The organism is Streptomyces sp. NPDC005496 (assembly GCF_042872045.1).
Taxonomy (GTDB): Bacteria; Actinomycetota; Actinomycetes; order Streptomycetales; family Streptomycetaceae; genus Streptomyces.
Genome location: NZ_JBIAJQ010000007.1, coordinates 382,355 through 399,356, shown reverse-complemented (window position 1 = coordinate 399,356; position 17,002 = coordinate 382,355). Strand labels below are relative to the sequence as shown.

Below are 17,002 nucleotides of genomic sequence, written 5' to 3'. Positions count from 1 at the left end.
CGCCCCACCGACTCAGAAGGGCAGTGCAGTGACCGAACGTCAAGTGGCCATCGTCACCGGAGGATCGCGCGGCATCGGCCGTGCCGTGGCCGTCCAGCTCGCCGCGGACGGGTACGACATCGCCTTCTGCTACCGCAGCGGCACCGAGGCGGCCGCCGAGACCGAGAAGCTGGTGCGGGACCGGGGCGCGCAGGTCCACCACGCGCCCTGCGACGTCTCCGACTTCGACGCCGTGCAGGAGTTCGTCGGAGCCGCCGCCAAGCGCCTGGGCCCGGTCTCCGTCCTGGTGAACTCCGCCGGTGTCGTGCGGGACAACCCGATGGTGCTGATGCCGGTCGAGGACTGGCACACCGTCATCGACACCAACCTGACGGGCACCTTCAACTTCTGCCGCTCGGTGGGCTTCGGCTTCATGAAGCGCAAGAAGGGCGTCATCGTCAACATGTCGTCCATCTCCGGGGTCTACGGCCACGCCACGCAGAGCAACTACTCGGCGTCCAAGGCCGGCATCCAGGGCATGAGCCTGTCCCTGGCCAAGGAGGTCGCGGCCTACGGCATCCGCGTCAACGTCGTCGCGCCCGGCTTCATCGAGACGGACATGACCGAGGCGCTCCCGGAGAAGGTGCGCGAGCAGGCCCTCAAGTCGATCCCGCTGAAGCGGTACGGCGGCGCGGACGAGGTGGCCGACCTGGTGTCGTTCCTGGTGTCCGACCGGGCCGCGTACATCACCGGCGAGGTCATCCAGATCGACGGCGGAGTCGCGCTGTGAGCAGCCCGGCCGCGGTCGCCGTGGCCGAGGAGAGCGCCGTGACGGGGCCCAGGCGGCGCGCCACGTCGGTCGACGCGGCCCACCTGGTGACGGTCCACTCGCCGACCGAGGTCACCGTGCGCAAGCTGATCGCGGCCGACGAGCCGTATCTGGAGGGCCACTACCCGGACTTCACCGTCTACCCGGGCGCCTTCATCGTCGAGTCGGTCTGCGAGGCGGTGCTGCACCTGGTGCGGCACACGTCGGGCGCGGACGCCTGGGCGCGGCCGGCCGCCATCCGGTCGGTGCGCTTCACCAGCGCGCTCGCCCCCGGCGACACCCTGGAGGTGCACTGCGTGTGCCGGCCGGAGGCGGCGGGCGTGCTCGCGGTCGAGGCCCGGTGCACCAACGGCGGCACCAAGGCGGCGCTGATCAAGATGACCTTCCGGACCACCGCGGACGCGGACGACCTGCCGGGAGGCCCGGATGCTTGAGTACGCCGACATCCGCGGAGTGATCCCGCACGCCCACCCGATGCTCCTGGTGGACCGGGTCGTGGAGTGGGAGCCCTACGACCGGATCGTCACCCAGAAAGCGGTCACCGGGAGCGAGCCCTGCTACGCGGGCCTGGCCCCCGGAGCGCCCCACCGCGCCTTCGCCTACCCGCCCTCACTGCTCATGGAGTCCTGGGGGCAGGGCGGCGCCATCCTGTGGATGCGGCGGGTCGACGAGCGGGGCGAGCGCGGCGGGGCGCCGATCCTGGCCGCCTCCCGCGACATGACCTTCCACCGCGAGGTCTTCCCCGGGGACACGCTGCGGCACGTCGTGCGGGTCGACCAGTACTCGGGCAGCAGCGTCATCATGAGCGGCGAGTCCTACGTCGGTGACGACCTGGTCGCCGAGATCGGCTACGCCATCGCGGTGCTGCGGCCGGCCGAAGAGCTGACCTGGGGCGCGGCCTGATGGACACCGACGTGGTCATCACCGGACTCGGGGTCGTCTCGCCGCTGGGCCGGGGCGTCGAGCGGTTCTGGGCGGGCCTGCTGCGCGGCGACGTGCCGGTGAGCCCGCTCGCCTTCCCCGGCGCGGCGATGCCCGGCTCCCTCGCCTACCGGGCCGAGGACCCGCCCGCCTCCGGCCTCCCCGCACGGGCGGGCCGGGCGAGCGGGTTCGCCCTCGCGGCGGCCCGGGACGCGCTCGCCGACGCCGGTCTCGGCACCGGCGGCCCCGAGGAGCTCGACGGCGTCGGGGTCTGCGTGGCCACGGGCAACGGCGACAGCGACGTGCAGGAGGCGTGCCGGGACGGCCGGCGCGAACCGGACGGCGACAGCTGGTTCCCGTACGGCACCGCCGGTCTGCTGTCCGACCGGCTCGGCCTGTACGGGCCCGGCGTGACCGTCTCCACCGCGTGCGCGGCCGGTGCCTACGCCGTCGCCATGGGCGCCGACATGATCACCGACGGCGAGGCCGACACCGTCCTGGTCGGCGGCACCGAGGCGATCTCCCGGCCGGCGGTCGGCGCCTTCCTGCGGCTGGGCGCCGGCGACCCGCTGCACTGCCGTCCCTTCGACGCCGAGCGGGCCGGCACCGTGTACGGGGAGGGCGCCGCGTTCCTGGTGCTGGAGTCGGCCGCCCGCGCGGCGGCCCGCGGCCGGACCGCGTACGCCCGGGTCGTCAGTTCCGGCTGGAGCTGCGACGCCTTCCACGTCACCGCGCCCGACCCGCAGGGCACCCAGGCCGTGCGCGCGGTCCACGACGCGCTGCGGCGCGGCGGGATGGACTCCGCCGACATCGGCGCGGTGCTGTGCCACGGCACCGGGACGCCCGCGAACGACGCCGTGGAGAGCGGCGTCACCGCCCGCGTGCTGGGCGCCCGGACCCCCGAGGTGCCGGTGACCGCCGTGAAGGCGTCGCTGGGGCACAGCGGGGGAGCGGCGGGCGCGTTCGGCTGCCTGGCCGCCGCGCTGGTCGTCCGGCACGGGCTCGTGCCCCCGGTCGGCACCCTGCGCCGGCTCGACCCCGGGTGCGCGCTGCGGGTCGTGCGCGACACCCCGCAGGCGGCGGCACCGGGCACCGTCCTGGTCAACGCCTACGCCTTCGGCGGCAACAACATCTCCGTGGCCATCGGCAGTCCGGCGGCCGGCGCGGGCCGGGAGGCGATCGCATGAACTCCGACATCGGCGGCCAGGTGGCCGTCACCGGCATCGGCCCCATCAGCACGCTCGGCATCGGCGCGAAGGAACTGGCCGCCGCCCCCACCGTGACCGGCGCCGTCGGCGAGGCGCCCGCCGGGCAACCTCGGACGCGGGAGCTGGACGGCTTCCACCCGGCCGAGTTCCTCGGCAGGCGCGGCTGGCGGCTGCTGCCCCGCGCCACCCAACTCGCCCTGGCCGCGGCCCGTCTCGCGCTCCCCGGCCCCGACGCCATGGGCGCGCCCGCACGGGAGCGCACCGGGGTCGCCCTCGGCACCAACTTCGCCGTCGACGAGATCGTGGACCGCATCGACCGCGCGCTGCTGGAGGAGGGCGTCTCCGGGATCAGTCCCGTCGAGTGCCCGAACTTCGCGATCAACGTGCCGGTGAGCCAGGTCTCCCTGTCCTATGGCCTCAAGGCGTTCAACGTGACGCTGGTCAACCTGCTGACCGCCGGCTACGAGTCGGTCCTCCTCGGCGCGCGGGCCATGCTCGCGGGACGGGCGGACGCGGTGCTCACCGGCGGCATCGAGGGACTGCCGCCCGCCGGGGCGGGCGCCCTGTGCGGACCGGACGCCGACGTGGCGGGCGCCTGCCTGCTGCACCTGGAACCGGCCGGGGCGGCCCTGCGCCGCGGCGCCGTGGTCCACGGCCGGCTGACCGGCGGGGCGCGCCGCGTGCTGCCCCGCGCCCCGCGCGACGCCGAGCGGGTGCTGGGGGCGGTCCTCGACCGGCTCGGTGACCCGCCGCCCGCCGCGATCCGCCTGCACGTCCCGCTGACCGGGGCGGGGGAGCGGACCGCGGAGGCCGGCGCGCGCTGGGCGGCCCTGCACGGGGTGCCGGACGCGGTGACGGTCGTCCGGGGCGGCGCCCAGGCCGGGGTCACCGGCCTCCTCGCCCTCGCGCAGCACCTGGCCCGCCCGGCCGCCGCCGAAGGCGCCGGGGACGTGGCGTTCCTGACGCTCGGACCGCAGGGCCACCTGGTCGCCCTGCGGGTCACCCGGGAAGGCGGCACCGGATGAGCCGCGCACCCCGGCCGGACCCGGTCGGCGAGAGCACCGTGCTCGGCGAGGACCTGGCCGTGCACCGGTTCGGGACCCCGCCCGCCGCCGCGTTCGTGCACGGCCTGGAGGACGCCTGGAACTCGTGGACGCCGCTGGCCGGGCTGCTCGCCGGCCGGCTGCGCGGCTACCCCCTGGACCTGCCGTGGCGCACCGGGGGCACCTACCGCTGGCGCAGCCGGGGTTCCACCGCCCAGTGGGTGGACGCGGGACTGAAGCTGGTGCCCGAGCCGGTCTCCGTCCTGGTGGCCCACTCGCTGGGCGCCAACGCCGTACTCCAGTGGCTGGCGACGGGCGTACGGCCGGGACTGGACGCCCTGGTCCTGCTCTCGCCGTTCTACTGGCCGCCGTCGCAGCCCGCGGACTGGCAGATGTTCGACTCCTTCCGCGAGGACTTCGCCACCGTCATGACGATGGGCCTGCGCACCCGGCTGGGCGCGCGGGCGCAGACGATGGACCCGGAGATCTTCAACGGCATGGCCCGCAAGATGCTGGAGGGCATGGGGCCGCAGGCCTTCCTGGCCCTGTTCGACCAGTACAGCGCGGCCACCGGACTCGACCTGGCGCACGTCGACATCCCCACCCTCGTCATCGGCAGCCCGCACGACACCGGTCTCGCGGGCGAACGGGCCGACGCGCTGAAGGCGGACATGCCGGCCGCCGAGTTCCATCTCGACCCCCGTCTGACCCACTTCTGCCACTCGGACCAGCCGGACGAGGTGGCCCGTCTCGTCCTCGCCTTCCTCGACCGGACGGCGGGGGCACGGCACACCGCCGCCTGAACCCGCCGCACCCGGCCCGCACCCGCCGCACCACGCACCCGCAACGAAGGAGTTGACCCCCTGTGCCGACGCATCCCGCACACCGGTCCGGGAAACCGGCCCTGACGATGGTGGCCGCCCTGCTCGGCCTGTTCATCGCGCTGCTCGACGTCACGGTCGTCACGGTCGCGCTGCCCACCATGGGCACCGACCTGGACGCCTCCTTCTCCGACCTGGAGTGGGTGGCCAACGCGTACATGCTGGCCCTCGCGGTCTTCATCGTCACGGCCGGACGGCTCGGCGACCTCTACGGACAGCGCAGGATCTACGTCATCGGCGTGACGGTCTTCCTCGCCGGCTCGCTGGTCTGCGGCGCCGCCGGAGAGCTGGCGCCCTTCGGCTGGTCGCACATCACCACGCTGCACGCGGGCCGTGTCGTGCAGGGCGTCGGCGGAGCGGTGATCATGCCGCTGACGCTCGCCATCGTGTACTCCTCCTTCGAGGGCAAGGCGCGCGCGCTCGGCATCATGCTGTGGGGTGCCGTGGGCGGACTCGCCACCGCGCTGGGCCCGTTGATCGGCGGCGTCCTGGTGGACCACGTCGGCTGGGAGTGGATCTTCCTGGTGAACCTGCCGATCGGCCTGGTGGTGGTCGTCGCGGCCCTCGGCATCAAGGACAACCGGCGCGAGAGCGGCCCCGGGCGGCCCCCGCTGGACCTGGCGGGACTGCTGACGGTCAGCGGCTCGCTGCTCTGCCTCAACCTCGCGCTCATCAACGGGGCCGACTGGGGCTGGACCTCCGGCCGCGAACTGGCGCTGTTCGGCGGCTCGGCGCTGCTGCTGCTCGCCTTCCTCGCCGTGGAGTCCCGCTCGGCCGCCCCGATCATGAACCTCGGGTGGTTCAGGCGGCCCTCCTTCGGCGGCAGCGTCACCGCGGGCTTCCTGCTGGGCGCCGGCATGTTCTCGGTGATGTTCTACCTGTCCATCTACATGCAGAGCGGCCTCGGACTGACCGCGCTGGAGACCGGCGTACGGCTGCTCCCGCTGACCCTGATGCTGATCGTCGGCGCCCCGCTGGGCGGCAAACTCGCCGCGAAGCTGGGGATGCGCGGTGCCATGGCGGTCGCGTTCGGCCTGATGGCCGTGGGCATCGCCCTGTTCACGCTGACGGACCCCGCGGGCGACCCCGGTTCCTGGACGCGGCTGCTGCCAGGCCTGCTCGTCACCGGCCTCACGCTCGGCATCCTCATGCCCGTCTCCTCCGAACTGACCGTCGCCGCCGCCCCGCAGGACCAGGTCGGCGTGGCCGCGAGCGCCGGCACCATGTTCCGGCAGGTCGGCAACGCCGTGGGCGTCGCCATCATGGGCGCGCTGATGAGCACGCAGACCGAATCCGCCACGGAGCAGGCCGAGAAGCTCGCGGCGAAGGGCACGCTGACGCCCGAACGGGCCGCCGCGCTGAAGCAGGCGGCCATCACCGACGGACTGGACCACGGCGCCTGGTTCGCCGCCGCGGTGACGCTGGCCGCGGCCCTCGTCGTCGTGCTGTTCGTCCGCGACCTGCCGCGCACCCCCGGGACGAAGACCCCGGCCGACGGGACCCGAACCCCCGTCGCCGGTGTCGCCGTCACCGACGCCGGACGGCCGTGACACCCCGTCCCCGCTTCCTTCCATGACACAGGAATCACCAAGAAAGGCGGGTCACCCGTGATGGGCAAGACCGCGTTCGTCTTCCCCGGCCAGGGGTCGCAGCGGGTGGGCATGGGGCTCCATCTGCTCACCGAGCGACCCGACTTGCTGGACACCTACTATCGGGCGGCCGACGACATCCTCGGCATCCCCCTGTCCGCCCTGTGCCGGGAGGGACCGGAGGAGGCCCTGCGCGACACCTCGGTCACCCAGCCCGCGGTGTTCCTGACCGCCCTCGCCACCCTGGACGTCCTGCGGGACAAGGGACTCGAACCGGACCTCGTCGCCGGGCACAGCCTCGGCGAGTACACCGCCCTGGTCGCCGCCGGAGTCCTCGACTGGACCGACGCGCTGCGCCTCGTACGCCGACGCGGCCTGCTGATGGCCGGGGTCAACGAGCGGATACCCGGCCGGATGGCCGCCGTGCTCGGCCTGGACCTCGCCGTGGTGGAGGCCCTCTGCGACCGGGTCACCCTGGAGCTCGGCCAGGTCGTCGAGGTCGCCAACGACAACGAGCCCCGGCAGGTCGTCGTGTCCGGCGAGCGGGAGGCCGTCGAGCGGGTCCGCGCCGAGGCCCAGGACGCCGGGGCCGTCAAGGCGCTGCCGCTGGCCGTCGGCGCCCCGTTCCACTCCAGCCTGATGAGCGGCATCGAGGAGGAGTTCGCGGCCGCGCTCGACCGGGTCGAACTGCGCGCCCCGCGCGTGCCGTTCGTCTCCGGCGTCACCGCCGGGCTCGTCACCACGGCCGAGGACGTCGCCCGCTGCCTGCGCCGCCAGCTCGCGGGCCGCGTGCAGTGGACCGGGACCGTGCGCACCCTCGCCGAAGAGGGCGTCACCACCTTCGTCGAGGTCGGCCCCGGCAAGGTGCTCGGCGGTCTGTGCCGCCGTATCGTGCCGGCCGCCGCCGTGCACGCCACGCACGACGAACGCGCACTGGCCAGGACGCTGTCCGCCGTGCCGCCGACCGCCGGAGGCACCGCCGGCCGACCCCTCGAACCCGCCACCCCGGGAGCCGCCGTATGACCACCGTCCAGGAGAACAGGGGCCCCGGTGAGCGCGTCGCCGAACTGGCCCGGATCAAGGGAGCGCTCCGGGAGGGGCCGGACCCCGCGGCGACCGAGCGCCAGCACGCCAAGGGCAAGCTGACCGCCCACGAGCGCATCGAACTGCTCCTCGACGAGGGCTCGTTCAACGAGATCGAGGCCCTGCGCCGGCACCGCGCGACCGGTTTCGGACTGGAGCAGCGGCGCCCGTACAGCGACGGCGTGATCACCGGCTGGGGCACCGTCCACGGCCGTACGGTCTTCGTCTACGCCCACGACTTCCGCATCTTCGGCGGCGCCCTGGGCGAGGCGCACGCCGAGAAGATCCACAAGGTGATGGACCTCGCCGAGTCGGCGGGCGCGCCGCTGGTGAGCCTCAACGACGGGGCGGGCGCCCGGATCCAGGAAGGGGTGACGGCCCTCGCGGGCTACGGCGGCATCTTCCGGCGCAACACCCGCTGCTCCGGCGTCATCCCGCAGATCAGCGTGATGCTCGGCCCGTGCGCGGGCGGCGCGGCCTACAGTCCCGCGCTGACGGACTTCGTGTTCATGGTCCGCGGCACCTCGCAGATGTTCATCACCGGGCCCGACGTGGTGCAGGCGGTCACCGGCGAGCAGGTGACCCAGGACGGGCTCGGCGGCGCCGACGTCCACGCGGCGACCTCCGGCGTGGCGGCGTTCGTCCACGACGACGAGGAGCAGTGCCTGGAGGAGGTGCGCTACCTGCTGTCGCTGCTGCCGTCCAACAACCGCGAGGTGCCGCCCGCTGAACCGTGCGACGACCCCGTGAACCGCAGCACGGAGGCGCTCGCCGAACTCGTCCCGGCGGACCCGGGCCGCTCCTACGACATGCGCGCGGTCGTCGCCGAGATCGTCGACGGCGGCGAGTACTTCGAGGTCAGCGAGCGCTGGGCGACGAACGTCCTGTGCGTGCTGGCCCGCCTGGACGGCCGGGTCGTCGGCATCGTCGCCAACCAGCCCGGAAGCCTCGCGGGCGTGCTCGACATCGAGGCGTCGGAGAAGGCGGCGCGCTTCGTGCAGTTCTGCGACGCGTTCAACATCCCGCTGGTGACGCTGGTGGACGTGCCCGGCTTCCTGCCCGGGGTCGGCCAGGAGCACGACGGGATCATCCGGCGCGGCGCCAAGCTGCTGTACGCGTACTGCAACGCCACCGTCCCGCGCGTCTCGCTGATCCTGCGCAAGGCGTACGGCGGCGCCTACATCGTCATGGACTCCCGTTCCATCGGGGCCGACCTGTCGCTGGCCTGGCCGTCGAACGAGATCGCGGTCATGGGCGCCGAGGGCGCGGCCAACGTCATCTTCCGCAGGGAGATCGCGGCGGCCGACGACCCCGAGGCGACCCGCAGCCAGAAGATCAAGGAGTACAAGAGCGAGCTGATGAGCCCGTACTACGCCGCCGAGCGGGGGCTGGTCGACGACGTCATCGACCCCGCGGAGACCCGTTCGATGCTGATCCGCTCGCTGGAGATGCTGCGCACGAAACACGTCGACCTGCCGTCGCGCAAGCACGGCAACCCGCCGGTGTGAGCGCCGTGAGCGCCGGCCGTCCGTCCTTCACCCTCGTCCGGGGCAACGCCGACCCGGAGGACCTGGCCGCCCTGGTCGGCGTACTCCTGGCGGTCTGCCGGGAACCCTCGGCCCCGCCGGAGCGTCGTTCGGTGAGGGCCGGATGGGACCGTGCCCCTCACCGTTCCTCGGCGCAGGCCGGGTCTTGGAGGTCTCTTCCGTAATGCGCAAGGTGCTCATCGCCAACCGTGGCGAAATCGCTGTCCGCGTGGCCCGGGCGTGCCGGGATGCCGGGATCGCGAGTGTTGCCGTCTACGCCGATCCGGACCGGGACGCTCTGCATGTCCGGGCCGCGGACGAGGCGTTCGCGTTGGGCGGTGACACCCCGGCCACCAGCTATCTGGACATCGCCAAGGTGCTGCAGGCCGCCAAGGACTCCGGAGCGGACGCCGTCCATCCCGGCTACGGGTTCCTCTCGGAGAACGCCGAGTTCGCCCAGGCCGTCCTGGACGCGGGCCTGATCTGGATCGGCCCGCCCCCGCAGGCCATCCGCGACCTCGGTGACAAGGTCGCCGCCCGCCACATCGCGCAGCGCGCCGGCGCACCGCTGGTCGCGGGCACTCCCGACCCGGTCTCCGGCGCCGAGGAGGTCGTCGCCTTCGCCCGCGAGCACGGCCTGCCCATCGCGATCAAGGCGGCCTTCGGCGGCGGCGGACGCGGCCTCAAGGTCGCCCGCACCCTCGAAGAGGTCCCGGAGCTGTACGACTCGGCCGTCCGTGAGGCGGTCGCCGCGTTCGGGCGAGGCGAGTGCTTCGTCGAGCGCTACCTCGACAAGCCCCGCCACGTGGAGACCCAGTGCCTGGCCGACACCCACGGCAACGTGGTCGTCGTCTCCACCCGCGACTGCTCCCTCCAGCGCCGCCACCAGAAGCTGGTGGAGGAAGCCCCGGCGCCGTTCCTGTCCGACGCGCAGGTCGAGGAGCTGTACGCCTCCTCCAAGGCGATCCTGCGCGAGGCCGGCTACGTCGGCGCCGGCACCGTGGAGTTCCTCGTCGGCATGGACGGCACGATCTCCTTCCTGGAGGTCAACACCCGCCTGCAGGTCGAACACCCCGTCACCGAGGAAGTCGCCGGCATCGACCTGGTCCGCGAGATGTTCCGCATCGCCGACGGCGAGGAACTCGGCTACGGCGACCCCGTCCTGCGCGGCCACTCCTTCGAGTTCCGCATCAACGGCGAGGACCCCGGCCGCGGCTTCCTGCCCGCCCCCGGCACCGTCACCACCTTCACCCCGCCCTCCGGCCCCGGCGTGCGCCTGGACGCCGGCGTCGAGTCCGGCAGCGTCATCGGCCCCGCCTGGGACTCCCTCCTGGCCAAACTCATCGTCACCGGCGCCACCCGCGAACAGGCCCTCCAGCGCGCCGCCCGCGCCCTGGAGGAGTTCACCGTCGAGGGCATGGCCACCGCCATCCCCTTCCACCGCAAGGTCGTCACCGACCCCGCCTTCGCCCCCGAACTCACCGGCTCCGACGCCCCCTTCACCGTCCACACCCGGTGGATCGAGACCGAGTTCGTCAACGACATCCCCGCCTTCACCACCCCCGCCGACACCGACACCGACGACGAGAGCGGCCGCGAGACCGTCATCGTCGAGGTCGGCGGCAAACGCCTGGAAGTGTCCCTGCCCTCCAGCCTGGGCATGTCCCTGGCCCGCACCGGCCTCGCCGCCGGCGCCAAACCCAAGCGCCGCGCCGCCAAGAAGTCCGGCCCCGCCGCCTCCGGCGACACCCTCGCCTCCCCCATGCAGGGCACCATCGTCAAGATCGCCGTCGAGGAAGGCCAGGAAGTCAAGGAAGGCGACCTCATCGTCGTCCTCGAAGCGATGAAGATGGAACAACCCCTCAACGCCCACAAGTCCGGCACCATCGAGGGCCTCACCGCCGAAGTCGGCGCCTCCCTCACCTCCGGCGCCCCCATCTGCGAGATCAAGGACTGAGCGGACCGGACCGGGAGCGGCCCCCACCCGAAGTCACGACGCCCCAGGGAACGGAACACGAGATGCAGCGGGTCGCGGTACGCAGGAACGTCGAGCCGGTCGTGGCGGCGGCGCACGCCAGTCTGGGCCGCTACGACCACGTCGACACGGTGGCCGTCGACGTCGAACCGGGCGTCACCGCGGTCGACTTCACCCGGCGGATGCTGGGTTCGCCCCCGCGCTGGGTGCGGACCCTGCTCGTGGTGCGGGACGCGGCGGTGGCGCCCTTCGGCCTGAAACAGCGGGAGAGGGGCGCGCCCGCGGCCGTCGCCGCCGGTGCCAAGATCGGCCCGATGCGGCTGCTGAGCGTCTCGGACGAGGAAGTCCTCGCGGGCGACAACGACAAGCATCTGAGTTTCCGCTGCTCCTTCGCCGTACGGCAGGGACCGCGCGGTCCCGAGGCCGTGTGCACGACCGTCGTCCGCTTTCACCGCAGGGCGGGCCGCCTCTACTTCCGGGCGATCGAGACCTTTCACCACGCCGTCGTCGCCGGACTCGTCAGACGCGGGGCGCGGGGCGGCGAGCCGGGCGAAACCCCGGCCGGGGGGTGACGGGTTCTTCTCGACATTCTGTCGACGAAATAAGGTTCAATTCTCACCTAACTGCTGTTCGTTGACGCTGAGAGTTGCTATAGGTAGACTCCCGAAAGAGAATTCTGGAAGCTTTTGACCAGCTTTTTCGGGGGATGATCCCGCACCGAGAGAAAAATCGTGCGGGGTCGTAACGGGGGATGTATGTCCAATGGGGAAACACTAGCGAATTCAGGTCTGTTCGACAGTGTGGGGGTAGAGTTCTCGCACATTTCAAGCGACGCCGAGCAGGCGCTCCTGGAGATCCGTGACCGTATCGAATCGATCGTCTCGCGGGGACAGCGTCCGTCCCCGGACAGCAGGTCGCTGCTGGTGACGGCCGAGAGCGCCCGGGCGGCGCTCGGAGCGTTGCAGCGCCTGCTCGGCGAGGCGAAGCACAGCGTGAACGTCCTGGTGCCGTCGGACCGTTCGGCGGCCCGGCTGCGTATACACGTGCTGTCGCAACTGGCAGGCGAGGTGCCGGACGGGGTGCGCGTACGCGTGCTGGACTCGCAGGCGACGGCGGACCGCGGACGGCTCGCCGAACTCCAGCGGCGCCGGCCGGGCATCGAGGTCAGACTCGGCGACGCCGCGCTCACCGGCGCGATCGTCATCGACGCGGAGAACGTGCTCACCCGCTCGGAGGGCACGGGCAACGAGGGCCCGCGGCACATCGCGCTGGTCCGGGCGCCCGCCGTCGTGGACGCGCTCAACGCGCTGTTCACCGACGCCTGGGAGCGCGGGGTGCCGCTCGCCGAGGAACAGCTGCGCCGGCAGGTCCCGCAGGACATCCTGCGCTGTCTGTGCGAGGGGTACACCGACGACGCCGCGGCCCGGGCGCTGTCGATCTCCGTGCGCACCTACCGCAGGCACGTGGCCGAGATCATGCGGGTACTGGGCGCCGGCTCCCGTTTCCAGGCGGGGGTCCGCGCGGCCGAGATGGGGCTGCTCAGAGGGGACCGCGGGGCGGACGGGGGCCGCGCCGGGCACGGCTGAGGGCTCAGCAAGCTGCCACTTCCGGCCGGCCCCGCCGGGAACCACGGGGCCCGGCCGTCAGCAACCGGCCAGGCCGTTGTCCCGCTCCGGGACCCGGGCATAGCTTGAGAGCAGTTCGAGCGGCGCTCGCGAGGCGGGACTCTCCCGCACGCGGCCCGCTGGGGGACCACGGCCATTCACCCGGGCCGGGCCCGGCCGCGACGAGGCGGCCCCGGCCCGGCCGTGCCGAGACGGCACTCACTCATCCGCGCGGAACGACCGCACGCGGCGCTCCCTTTTCCGGGGTGCCGCCGTGCGGCGGCGCGGGCATGCCGTCGCGAGTGAACGGCCGGCAAGAATCAACGGGGAAGCTTGATGAAATCGCATATACCGGCCCGCCCCTGCGCGGATATCCGGGGAGAAAATCCGTCCCATTCGATTTCCGCGCCGACGAACTCGTATCCGCTGCGGAAACTGTCCCGCGGGCGTGGACGCCCGCCCTACGGATTCCGTACGGCCGTCGTCCTCGACGGCACCGGACAACGGCAGCTACTCGTCCCGGACGAGCACACGGCACCGGTCGTGCGCCGCATTTTCCACGAGTGCCTCGACGGCCGGAGCCTGCAGAGCATCGCCGAGGGCCTGAACACCGACGGCGTCCCGAGCCCCGGCCCGGCGGCCGCGAGTGCGACCCGCCCGGCGTCCGGCTGGTCCAAGAGCACGGTGCGGGCCATCCTCCTCAACCCCCGCTACGCGGGCCGGAATGCGCCCGAGGGCCTCGCCGACGACGCCGCCGGGGGGCGGCAGTTGATCGCGTCCGACGTCTTCGAGCAGGTCCACGCCGTGTTCGCCAAGCGCAGGAAGCGCACCGGGGAGTGCGACGCCGAGCCGCCGAAGCCGTACGCGCTGCGCGGGCTGCTGCGCTGCGGACGCTGCAACCGGCTGATGCAGGGCACCTGGAACAACGGCGAGCCCTACTACCGCTGCCGGGTCCCCGCCTCCGAGGACGCCGAGTGCGCGGACCACCCCCGCAACGTCTATCTGCGCGAGCAGGACGCCATGGGCCCGCTGCTCGCCTGGCTGCGCGGGCTGGCCGCACCGCAGGGACTGCGCCGACTGCTGGTCGCGGGCGGCGGCCACCACGCCGTGGCGGCGGCCCGGCACCAGCTGCGCTCCCTGGGCACGGCCGGCCGGCCGGGGGCCTCCGCGCTCCAGGCGCTGGGCGTCCGGCTCAGTTACTCCGACTCCGACCGGCTGCTGGACGTCAAGGCGGTGCTCGGGCCCGAGGGGCTCGTCGTCCGCACCCGGATCGCCCTGTAGCGGCCCGCGGACCCCGCGGAACGCGGACCGGCCCCAGGACCCCCTGGACCCCGAGGACCCGAGGAAGAGGAACCGAGTGCACTCCATCGAGCTGATGCCCAGGTCGTCCGTCGTGAGACGGGACGGCGACGGCATCGAGATGACGTTCCCCGCGGACCCGGCGGCGCCGGTCTTCGCGGGCCACTACCCGGGCTTCCCGCTCCTGCCCGGTGTGTTCGCCCTGGACGCCGTGCACCACGCGGTGCTCCGGCACGCCCGGGACACCGGCGGCGGGACGCCGGTACTCGCGGGCATCAGGTCCGTGCGGTTCCTGTCCCCCGTGCTGCCCGGCGACACCCTGACCGTCGAGGCCGCCGTCGCCGCCGCGGACGGGGTGCGGGACGTGCGGGCCGTCTGCCGGACCGCGCGCGGCAAGAGCGCGACGCTGCGGCTGCGGTACCGCGACGCCGGGCGGCCGGACCCGGCCCCCGCACCCCGGGCACCGGCGGCGGGCGCCGACACCGCCCCGGGCGCCTCCCACGGGGTGGCCGTGCTGAAGCGGCTCATCCCGCACCGCTATCCCGCGCTGCTCGTGGACCGGGTCCTCGCCGTCGAGCCCGGCCGGCGCGTCGTCACGCGGAAGGCGGTGACGTGCAACGAGCCCTGGTACCGGGACCTTCCCGACGAGACGGCCGACTCCGGGTACGGGTATCCGGCGGCGCTGCTCATCGAGTCGTGGTGCCAGAGCGCGGCCCTGCTCGCCGCCTGGGACCGGGCCCCGGAGGAACTGGCCGGGCAGGTAGCCCTGTTCGGCGGCATGTCCGGCATCGAGGTCGTGGGCGAGGTCCTGCCCGGTGACGTGCTGCGCCACGAGGTGACGATCAGCCGGGCGCTCGCCGGGACGTGGATCTTCGAGGGCGCCACCTCGACCGCCGACGGCAGACCCGTCCTCACGGTCGACAGCGTGATGACCGCGCTGCGCCCCAGCGAGGTCCTCGGGGCGCCCGCGCACACCTGACGCCGGCCCGACGGCACGGGGAGGACCATGGCGACCGTGCCCGGGAGCCGGCCGGGACCGTACTGGAGAAGGGGGCGGCGACATGGCCGCTGGGAACGTACGCAGGCACGCCACGCCCGTGCTCGACGCGGCCCGGGAGAGCCTCGGCGGCTGCGACCACGTGGACGCGGTGGCCGTGGACCTGCCGCCCGGCACCACCGCGGTCGACTTCACCCGCGCCGTCTTCCTGGGTACCCCGGAGTGGGTGCACCGGCTGATCGGGGTGCGCGACCGGGTGATGGCGCCCTTCGGCCTCCAGCGGCAGCGGCGCGTCGCCCCCGAGCACATCCGGATCGAACCGGGCCTGAAGATGGGGCCGTTCCGGCTGCTGACGGTCGACGACGACGAGGTCCTGTGCGGGGACGACGACAAGCACCTGGACTTCCGGACGTCGTTCGCGGTCCGCCCGGCCGCCTCCGGCACCGGCACGGAGGGCGTCTGCACCACGGCCGTACGCTTCCACCGCCCCGCCGGACGCCTGTACTTCACGGCGATCCAGCCGCTGCACCACGTGATCGTCCCCCGCGTCGTCGGCGGTGCCTGCGACGCGGGGTGAGGGCCCGTCAGTGGCGGCCGGCCACCCGGTCCGCCAGCCGCGCCAGCCGCGAGGACCGCGCGGCGTGCGTGGCCAGCTCACGCCGGTCCGCGGTGCGGTAGGTCGCGTACATGCCGTGGACGCCGACGAAACGGAAGGGCTCCGGCTCCCACTTGCGCACCCGGTGGCCCACCCACGGCAGGGCGGTCAGGTCGGTGGGGCCCGCCTGGCCGGAGTCGTACTGGACGAGGTCGCGCAGCGTGCGGGCGGCGAGGTTGGCGGTCGCGACGCCCGAACCGACGTAACCGCCCGCCCAGCCGAGGCCGGTGGAGCGGTCCAGGGTGACCGTGGCGCACCAGTCGCGCGGGACGCCGAGGACACCGGACCAGGCGTGCTCCACCCGCACTCCCGCCAGCGACGGGAAGAGACGCACGAGGATCTCGCGCAGCGCCTCCACGGTCGCCGGCTGCGTACGGCCGTCGTTGTCGGTGCGCGAGCCGAAGCGGTACGGCACCCCGCGCCCGCCGAGCGCGATGCGTCCGTCGGCGGTGCGCTGGGCGTACATGTAGGCGTGCGCCATGTCGCCGAGCGTCTCGCGGCCCTCCCAGCCGACGGACTCCCACTGGGCGGCGGTCAGCGGCTCCGTCGCGATCATCGACGAGTTCATGGGCAGCCAGGTCCGGCGCTGGCCCTTCAGGGAGGCGGTGAAGCCCTCCGTGCAGCGCAGGACGTAGGGCGCGCGGACCGTGCCGTACGGGGTCACCGCGTGCTTGGGGCGGATCTCGGTCACGGGCGTCTGCTCGTGGATGGTGACGCCGAGCGCCTCGACGGCCGCGGCCAGCCCCTTGACCAGCTTCACCGGGTGCAGCCGGGCGCCGTGCGGGGTCCAGGCGGAGCCGACCGCGTCCGCGACCCGGATCCGCTCGGCGGTCTCGCGGGCGCCGTACAGCTCGCGGTCCTTCTCGCCGTAGAACAGCTCGGTGGCGTGGAAGTCCTTCAGCCGGGCCAACTGGGCGGGTGTGTACGCCACTTCGAGGACGCCGCCCTGGTGGATGTCGGCCGCGACGCCCTCCTCCGCGGCGACCCTGACGACCTCGCCCACGGTCTCGTTCATCGCCTGCTGGAGCCGTACGGCCGCGTCGTGGCCGTGCAGTTTCGCGTACCGGTCGCGGCCCGCGATGCCGTTGTAGAGCCAGCCGCCGTTGCGCCCCGAGGCGCCGTAGCCGCAGAACTTCTGCTCCAGGACGGTGATGCGCAGGAAGGGGGCCGCCTTCTTCAGGTAGTACGCGGTCCACAGCCCCGTGTACCCGCCGCCGACGATGACGACGTCGGCCGACGCGTCCCCGGGCAGGGGCTCGCGCGGGCCGGGGAGACCGTCCTGCGCGTACCAGAACGAGATGCCGCCGTTCACCGTGGCGGCCGTGCTTCCTGCGCTGCTCGCGGGCTTGCTGCTCATGGCCCGGACGCTAACCCCTGCGGGACGCCGGTGTCTCCTTCGGATTTCGTGCTCTT

Annotated in this window: 17 protein-coding genes; 16 read left to right on the top strand and 1 reads right to left on the bottom strand. The window is 73.3% G+C overall.

Translation table 11 applies throughout. From position 1 onward, the window contains the following. The first annotated feature begins 28 nt into the window (after positions 1-28). The 16 genes from fabG (at position 29) to ACFYQQ_RS23400 (ending at position 15,511) form a co-directional block, all read left to right on the top strand. Positions 29-769, top strand: a complete 741-nt coding sequence (gene fabG, locus ACFYQQ_RS23475; RefSeq protein ID WP_355786043.1) for a 3-oxoacyl-[acyl-carrier-protein] reductase — start codon at positions 29-31, stop codon at positions 767-769. Beyond that, positions 766-1,242, top strand: a complete 477-nt coding sequence (locus tag ACFYQQ_RS23470; RefSeq protein ID WP_356242978.1) for a 3-hydroxyacyl-ACP dehydratase FabZ family protein — start codon at positions 766-768, stop codon at positions 1,240-1,242. The genes fabG and ACFYQQ_RS23470 overlap by 4 nt, the downstream gene beginning before the upstream one ends. Beyond that, the gene (locus ACFYQQ_RS23465; protein ID WP_356242981.1) at positions 1,235-1,711 is read left to right on the top strand and encodes a 3-hydroxyacyl-ACP dehydratase FabZ family protein; all 477 of its coding nucleotides are present in this window, start codon (positions 1,235-1,237) and stop codon (positions 1,709-1,711) included. The genes ACFYQQ_RS23470 and ACFYQQ_RS23465 overlap by 8 nt, the downstream gene beginning before the upstream one ends. Continuing rightward, positions 1,711-2,916, top strand: a complete 1,206-nt coding sequence (locus ACFYQQ_RS23460) for a beta-ketoacyl synthase N-terminal-like domain-containing protein (protein WP_356169544.1) — start codon at positions 1,711-1,713, stop codon at positions 2,914-2,916. The genes ACFYQQ_RS23465 and ACFYQQ_RS23460 overlap by 1 nt, the downstream gene beginning before the upstream one ends. Next, positions 2,913-3,962: a beta-ketoacyl synthase N-terminal-like domain-containing protein gene (locus tag ACFYQQ_RS23455; protein WP_388905030.1), complete on the top strand. Its 1,050-nt coding sequence runs from the start codon at positions 2,913-2,915 to the stop codon at positions 3,960-3,962. Before ACFYQQ_RS23460 ends, ACFYQQ_RS23455 begins: the two co-directional genes overlap by 4 nt. Further along, positions 3,959-4,783 carry an alpha/beta fold hydrolase gene (locus ACFYQQ_RS23450; protein WP_388905029.1) on the top strand — a complete coding sequence of 275 codons (825 nt, stop codon included), beginning with the start codon at positions 3,959-3,961 and terminating at the stop codon, positions 4,781-4,783. The genes ACFYQQ_RS23455 and ACFYQQ_RS23450 overlap by 4 nt, the downstream gene beginning before the upstream one ends. A 62-nt stretch (positions 4,784-4,845) precedes the next feature. Continuing rightward, a complete protein-coding gene (locus ACFYQQ_RS23445) occupies positions 4,846-6,411 on the top strand; it encodes an MFS transporter (RefSeq protein WP_355789008.1) in 1,566 nt (521 codons plus the stop codon). Positions 6,412-6,471: 60 nt separating this feature from the next. Then, complete coding sequence (gene fabD / locus ACFYQQ_RS23440) at positions 6,472-7,473, top strand: ACP S-malonyltransferase (RefSeq protein WP_355789017.1); 1,002 nt, start codon at positions 6,472-6,474, stop codon at positions 7,471-7,473. Further along, positions 7,470-9,041, top strand: a complete 1,572-nt coding sequence (locus ACFYQQ_RS23435; RefSeq protein WP_355789011.1) for an acyl-CoA carboxylase subunit beta — start codon at positions 7,470-7,472, stop codon at positions 9,039-9,041. The genes fabD and ACFYQQ_RS23435 overlap by 4 nt, the downstream gene beginning before the upstream one ends. Beyond that, the gene (locus tag ACFYQQ_RS23430; protein WP_356169537.1) at positions 9,038-9,244 is read left to right on the top strand and encodes an acyl-CoA carboxylase subunit epsilon; all 207 of its coding nucleotides are present in this window, start codon (positions 9,038-9,040) and stop codon (positions 9,242-9,244) included. The genes ACFYQQ_RS23435 and ACFYQQ_RS23430 overlap by 4 nt, the downstream gene beginning before the upstream one ends. Beyond that, positions 9,244-11,016, top strand: coding sequence for an acetyl/propionyl/methylcrotonyl-CoA carboxylase subunit alpha (locus ACFYQQ_RS23425; protein WP_388905028.1), 1,773 nt, complete (start codon positions 9,244-9,246; stop codon positions 11,014-11,016). The genes ACFYQQ_RS23430 and ACFYQQ_RS23425 overlap by 1 nt, the downstream gene beginning before the upstream one ends. 62 nt (positions 11,017-11,078) lie before the next feature. Next, on the top strand, positions 11,079-11,606 hold the full coding sequence (locus ACFYQQ_RS23420; protein ID WP_355784857.1) for a DUF2867 domain-containing protein: 528 nt from the start codon (positions 11,079-11,081) through the stop codon (positions 11,604-11,606). A 228-nt stretch (positions 11,607-11,834) separates the two neighbouring features. Further along, entirely contained in the window at positions 11,835-12,620 is a 786-nt protein-coding gene (locus ACFYQQ_RS23415) for a helix-turn-helix transcriptional regulator (protein WP_355784854.1), read from the top strand. 354 nt (positions 12,621-12,974) lie between these two features. Then, positions 12,975-13,919 (top strand): recombinase family protein, encoded by a 945-nt coding sequence (locus ACFYQQ_RS23410; RefSeq protein WP_388905027.1) that lies wholly within the window; start codon positions 12,975-12,977, stop codon positions 13,917-13,919. Positions 13,920-13,995: 76 nt separating this feature from the next. Beyond that, positions 13,996-14,916: a hypothetical protein gene (locus ACFYQQ_RS23405; RefSeq protein ID WP_356244350.1), complete on the top strand. Its 921-nt coding sequence runs from the start codon at positions 13,996-13,998 to the stop codon at positions 14,914-14,916. 82 nt (positions 14,917-14,998) lie between these two features. Continuing rightward, positions 14,999-15,511, top strand: a complete 513-nt coding sequence (locus ACFYQQ_RS23400) for a DUF2867 domain-containing protein (RefSeq protein WP_355795501.1) — start codon at positions 14,999-15,001, stop codon at positions 15,509-15,511. 7 nt (positions 15,512-15,518) lie between these two features. Here ACFYQQ_RS23400 and ACFYQQ_RS23395 read toward each other — a convergent pair whose 3' ends face one another. Further along, complete coding sequence (locus ACFYQQ_RS23395; protein WP_388905026.1) at positions 15,519-16,946, bottom strand: NAD(P)/FAD-dependent oxidoreductase; 1,428 nt, start codon at positions 16,944-16,946, stop codon at positions 15,519-15,521. Positions 16,947-17,002 lie beyond the last annotated feature (56 nt).

Excerpts from the sequence above, each read along its gene's own strand:
- ACFYQQ_RS23465 (WP_356242981.1), top strand. The coding sequence starts at position 1,235 with ATGCTTGAGTACGCCGACATCCGCGGAGTGATCCCGCACGCCCACCCG.
- ACFYQQ_RS23460 (WP_356169544.1), top strand. The coding sequence starts at position 1,711 with ATGGACACCGACGTGGTCATCACCGGACTCGGGGTCGTCTCGCCGCTG.
- ACFYQQ_RS23455 (WP_388905030.1), top strand. The coding sequence starts at position 2,913 with ATGAACTCCGACATCGGCGGCCAGGTGGCCGTCACCGGCATCGGCCCC.
- ACFYQQ_RS23450 (WP_388905029.1), top strand. The coding sequence starts at position 3,959 with ATGAGCCGCGCACCCCGGCCGGACCCGGTCGGCGAGAGCACCGTGCTC.
- fabD (WP_355789017.1), top strand. The coding sequence starts at position 6,472 with ATGGGCAAGACCGCGTTCGTCTTCCCCGGCCAGGGGTCGCAGCGGGTG.
- ACFYQQ_RS23435 (WP_355789011.1), top strand. The coding sequence starts at position 7,470 with ATGACCACCGTCCAGGAGAACAGGGGCCCCGGTGAGCGCGTCGCCGAA.
- ACFYQQ_RS23425 (WP_388905028.1), top strand. The coding sequence starts at position 9,244 with ATGCGCAAGGTGCTCATCGCCAACCGTGGCGAAATCGCTGTCCGCGTG.
- ACFYQQ_RS23420 (WP_355784857.1), top strand. The coding sequence starts at position 11,079 with ATGCAGCGGGTCGCGGTACGCAGGAACGTCGAGCCGGTCGTGGCGGCG.
- ACFYQQ_RS23410 (WP_388905027.1), top strand. The coding sequence starts at position 12,975 with ATGAAATCGCATATACCGGCCCGCCCCTGCGCGGATATCCGGGGAGAA.
- ACFYQQ_RS23400 (WP_355795501.1), top strand. The coding sequence starts at position 14,999 with ATGGCCGCTGGGAACGTACGCAGGCACGCCACGCCCGTGCTCGACGCG.
- ACFYQQ_RS23395 (WP_388905026.1), bottom strand. The coding sequence starts at position 16,946 with ATGAGCAGCAAGCCCGCGAGCAGCGCAGGAAGCACGGCCGCCACGGTG.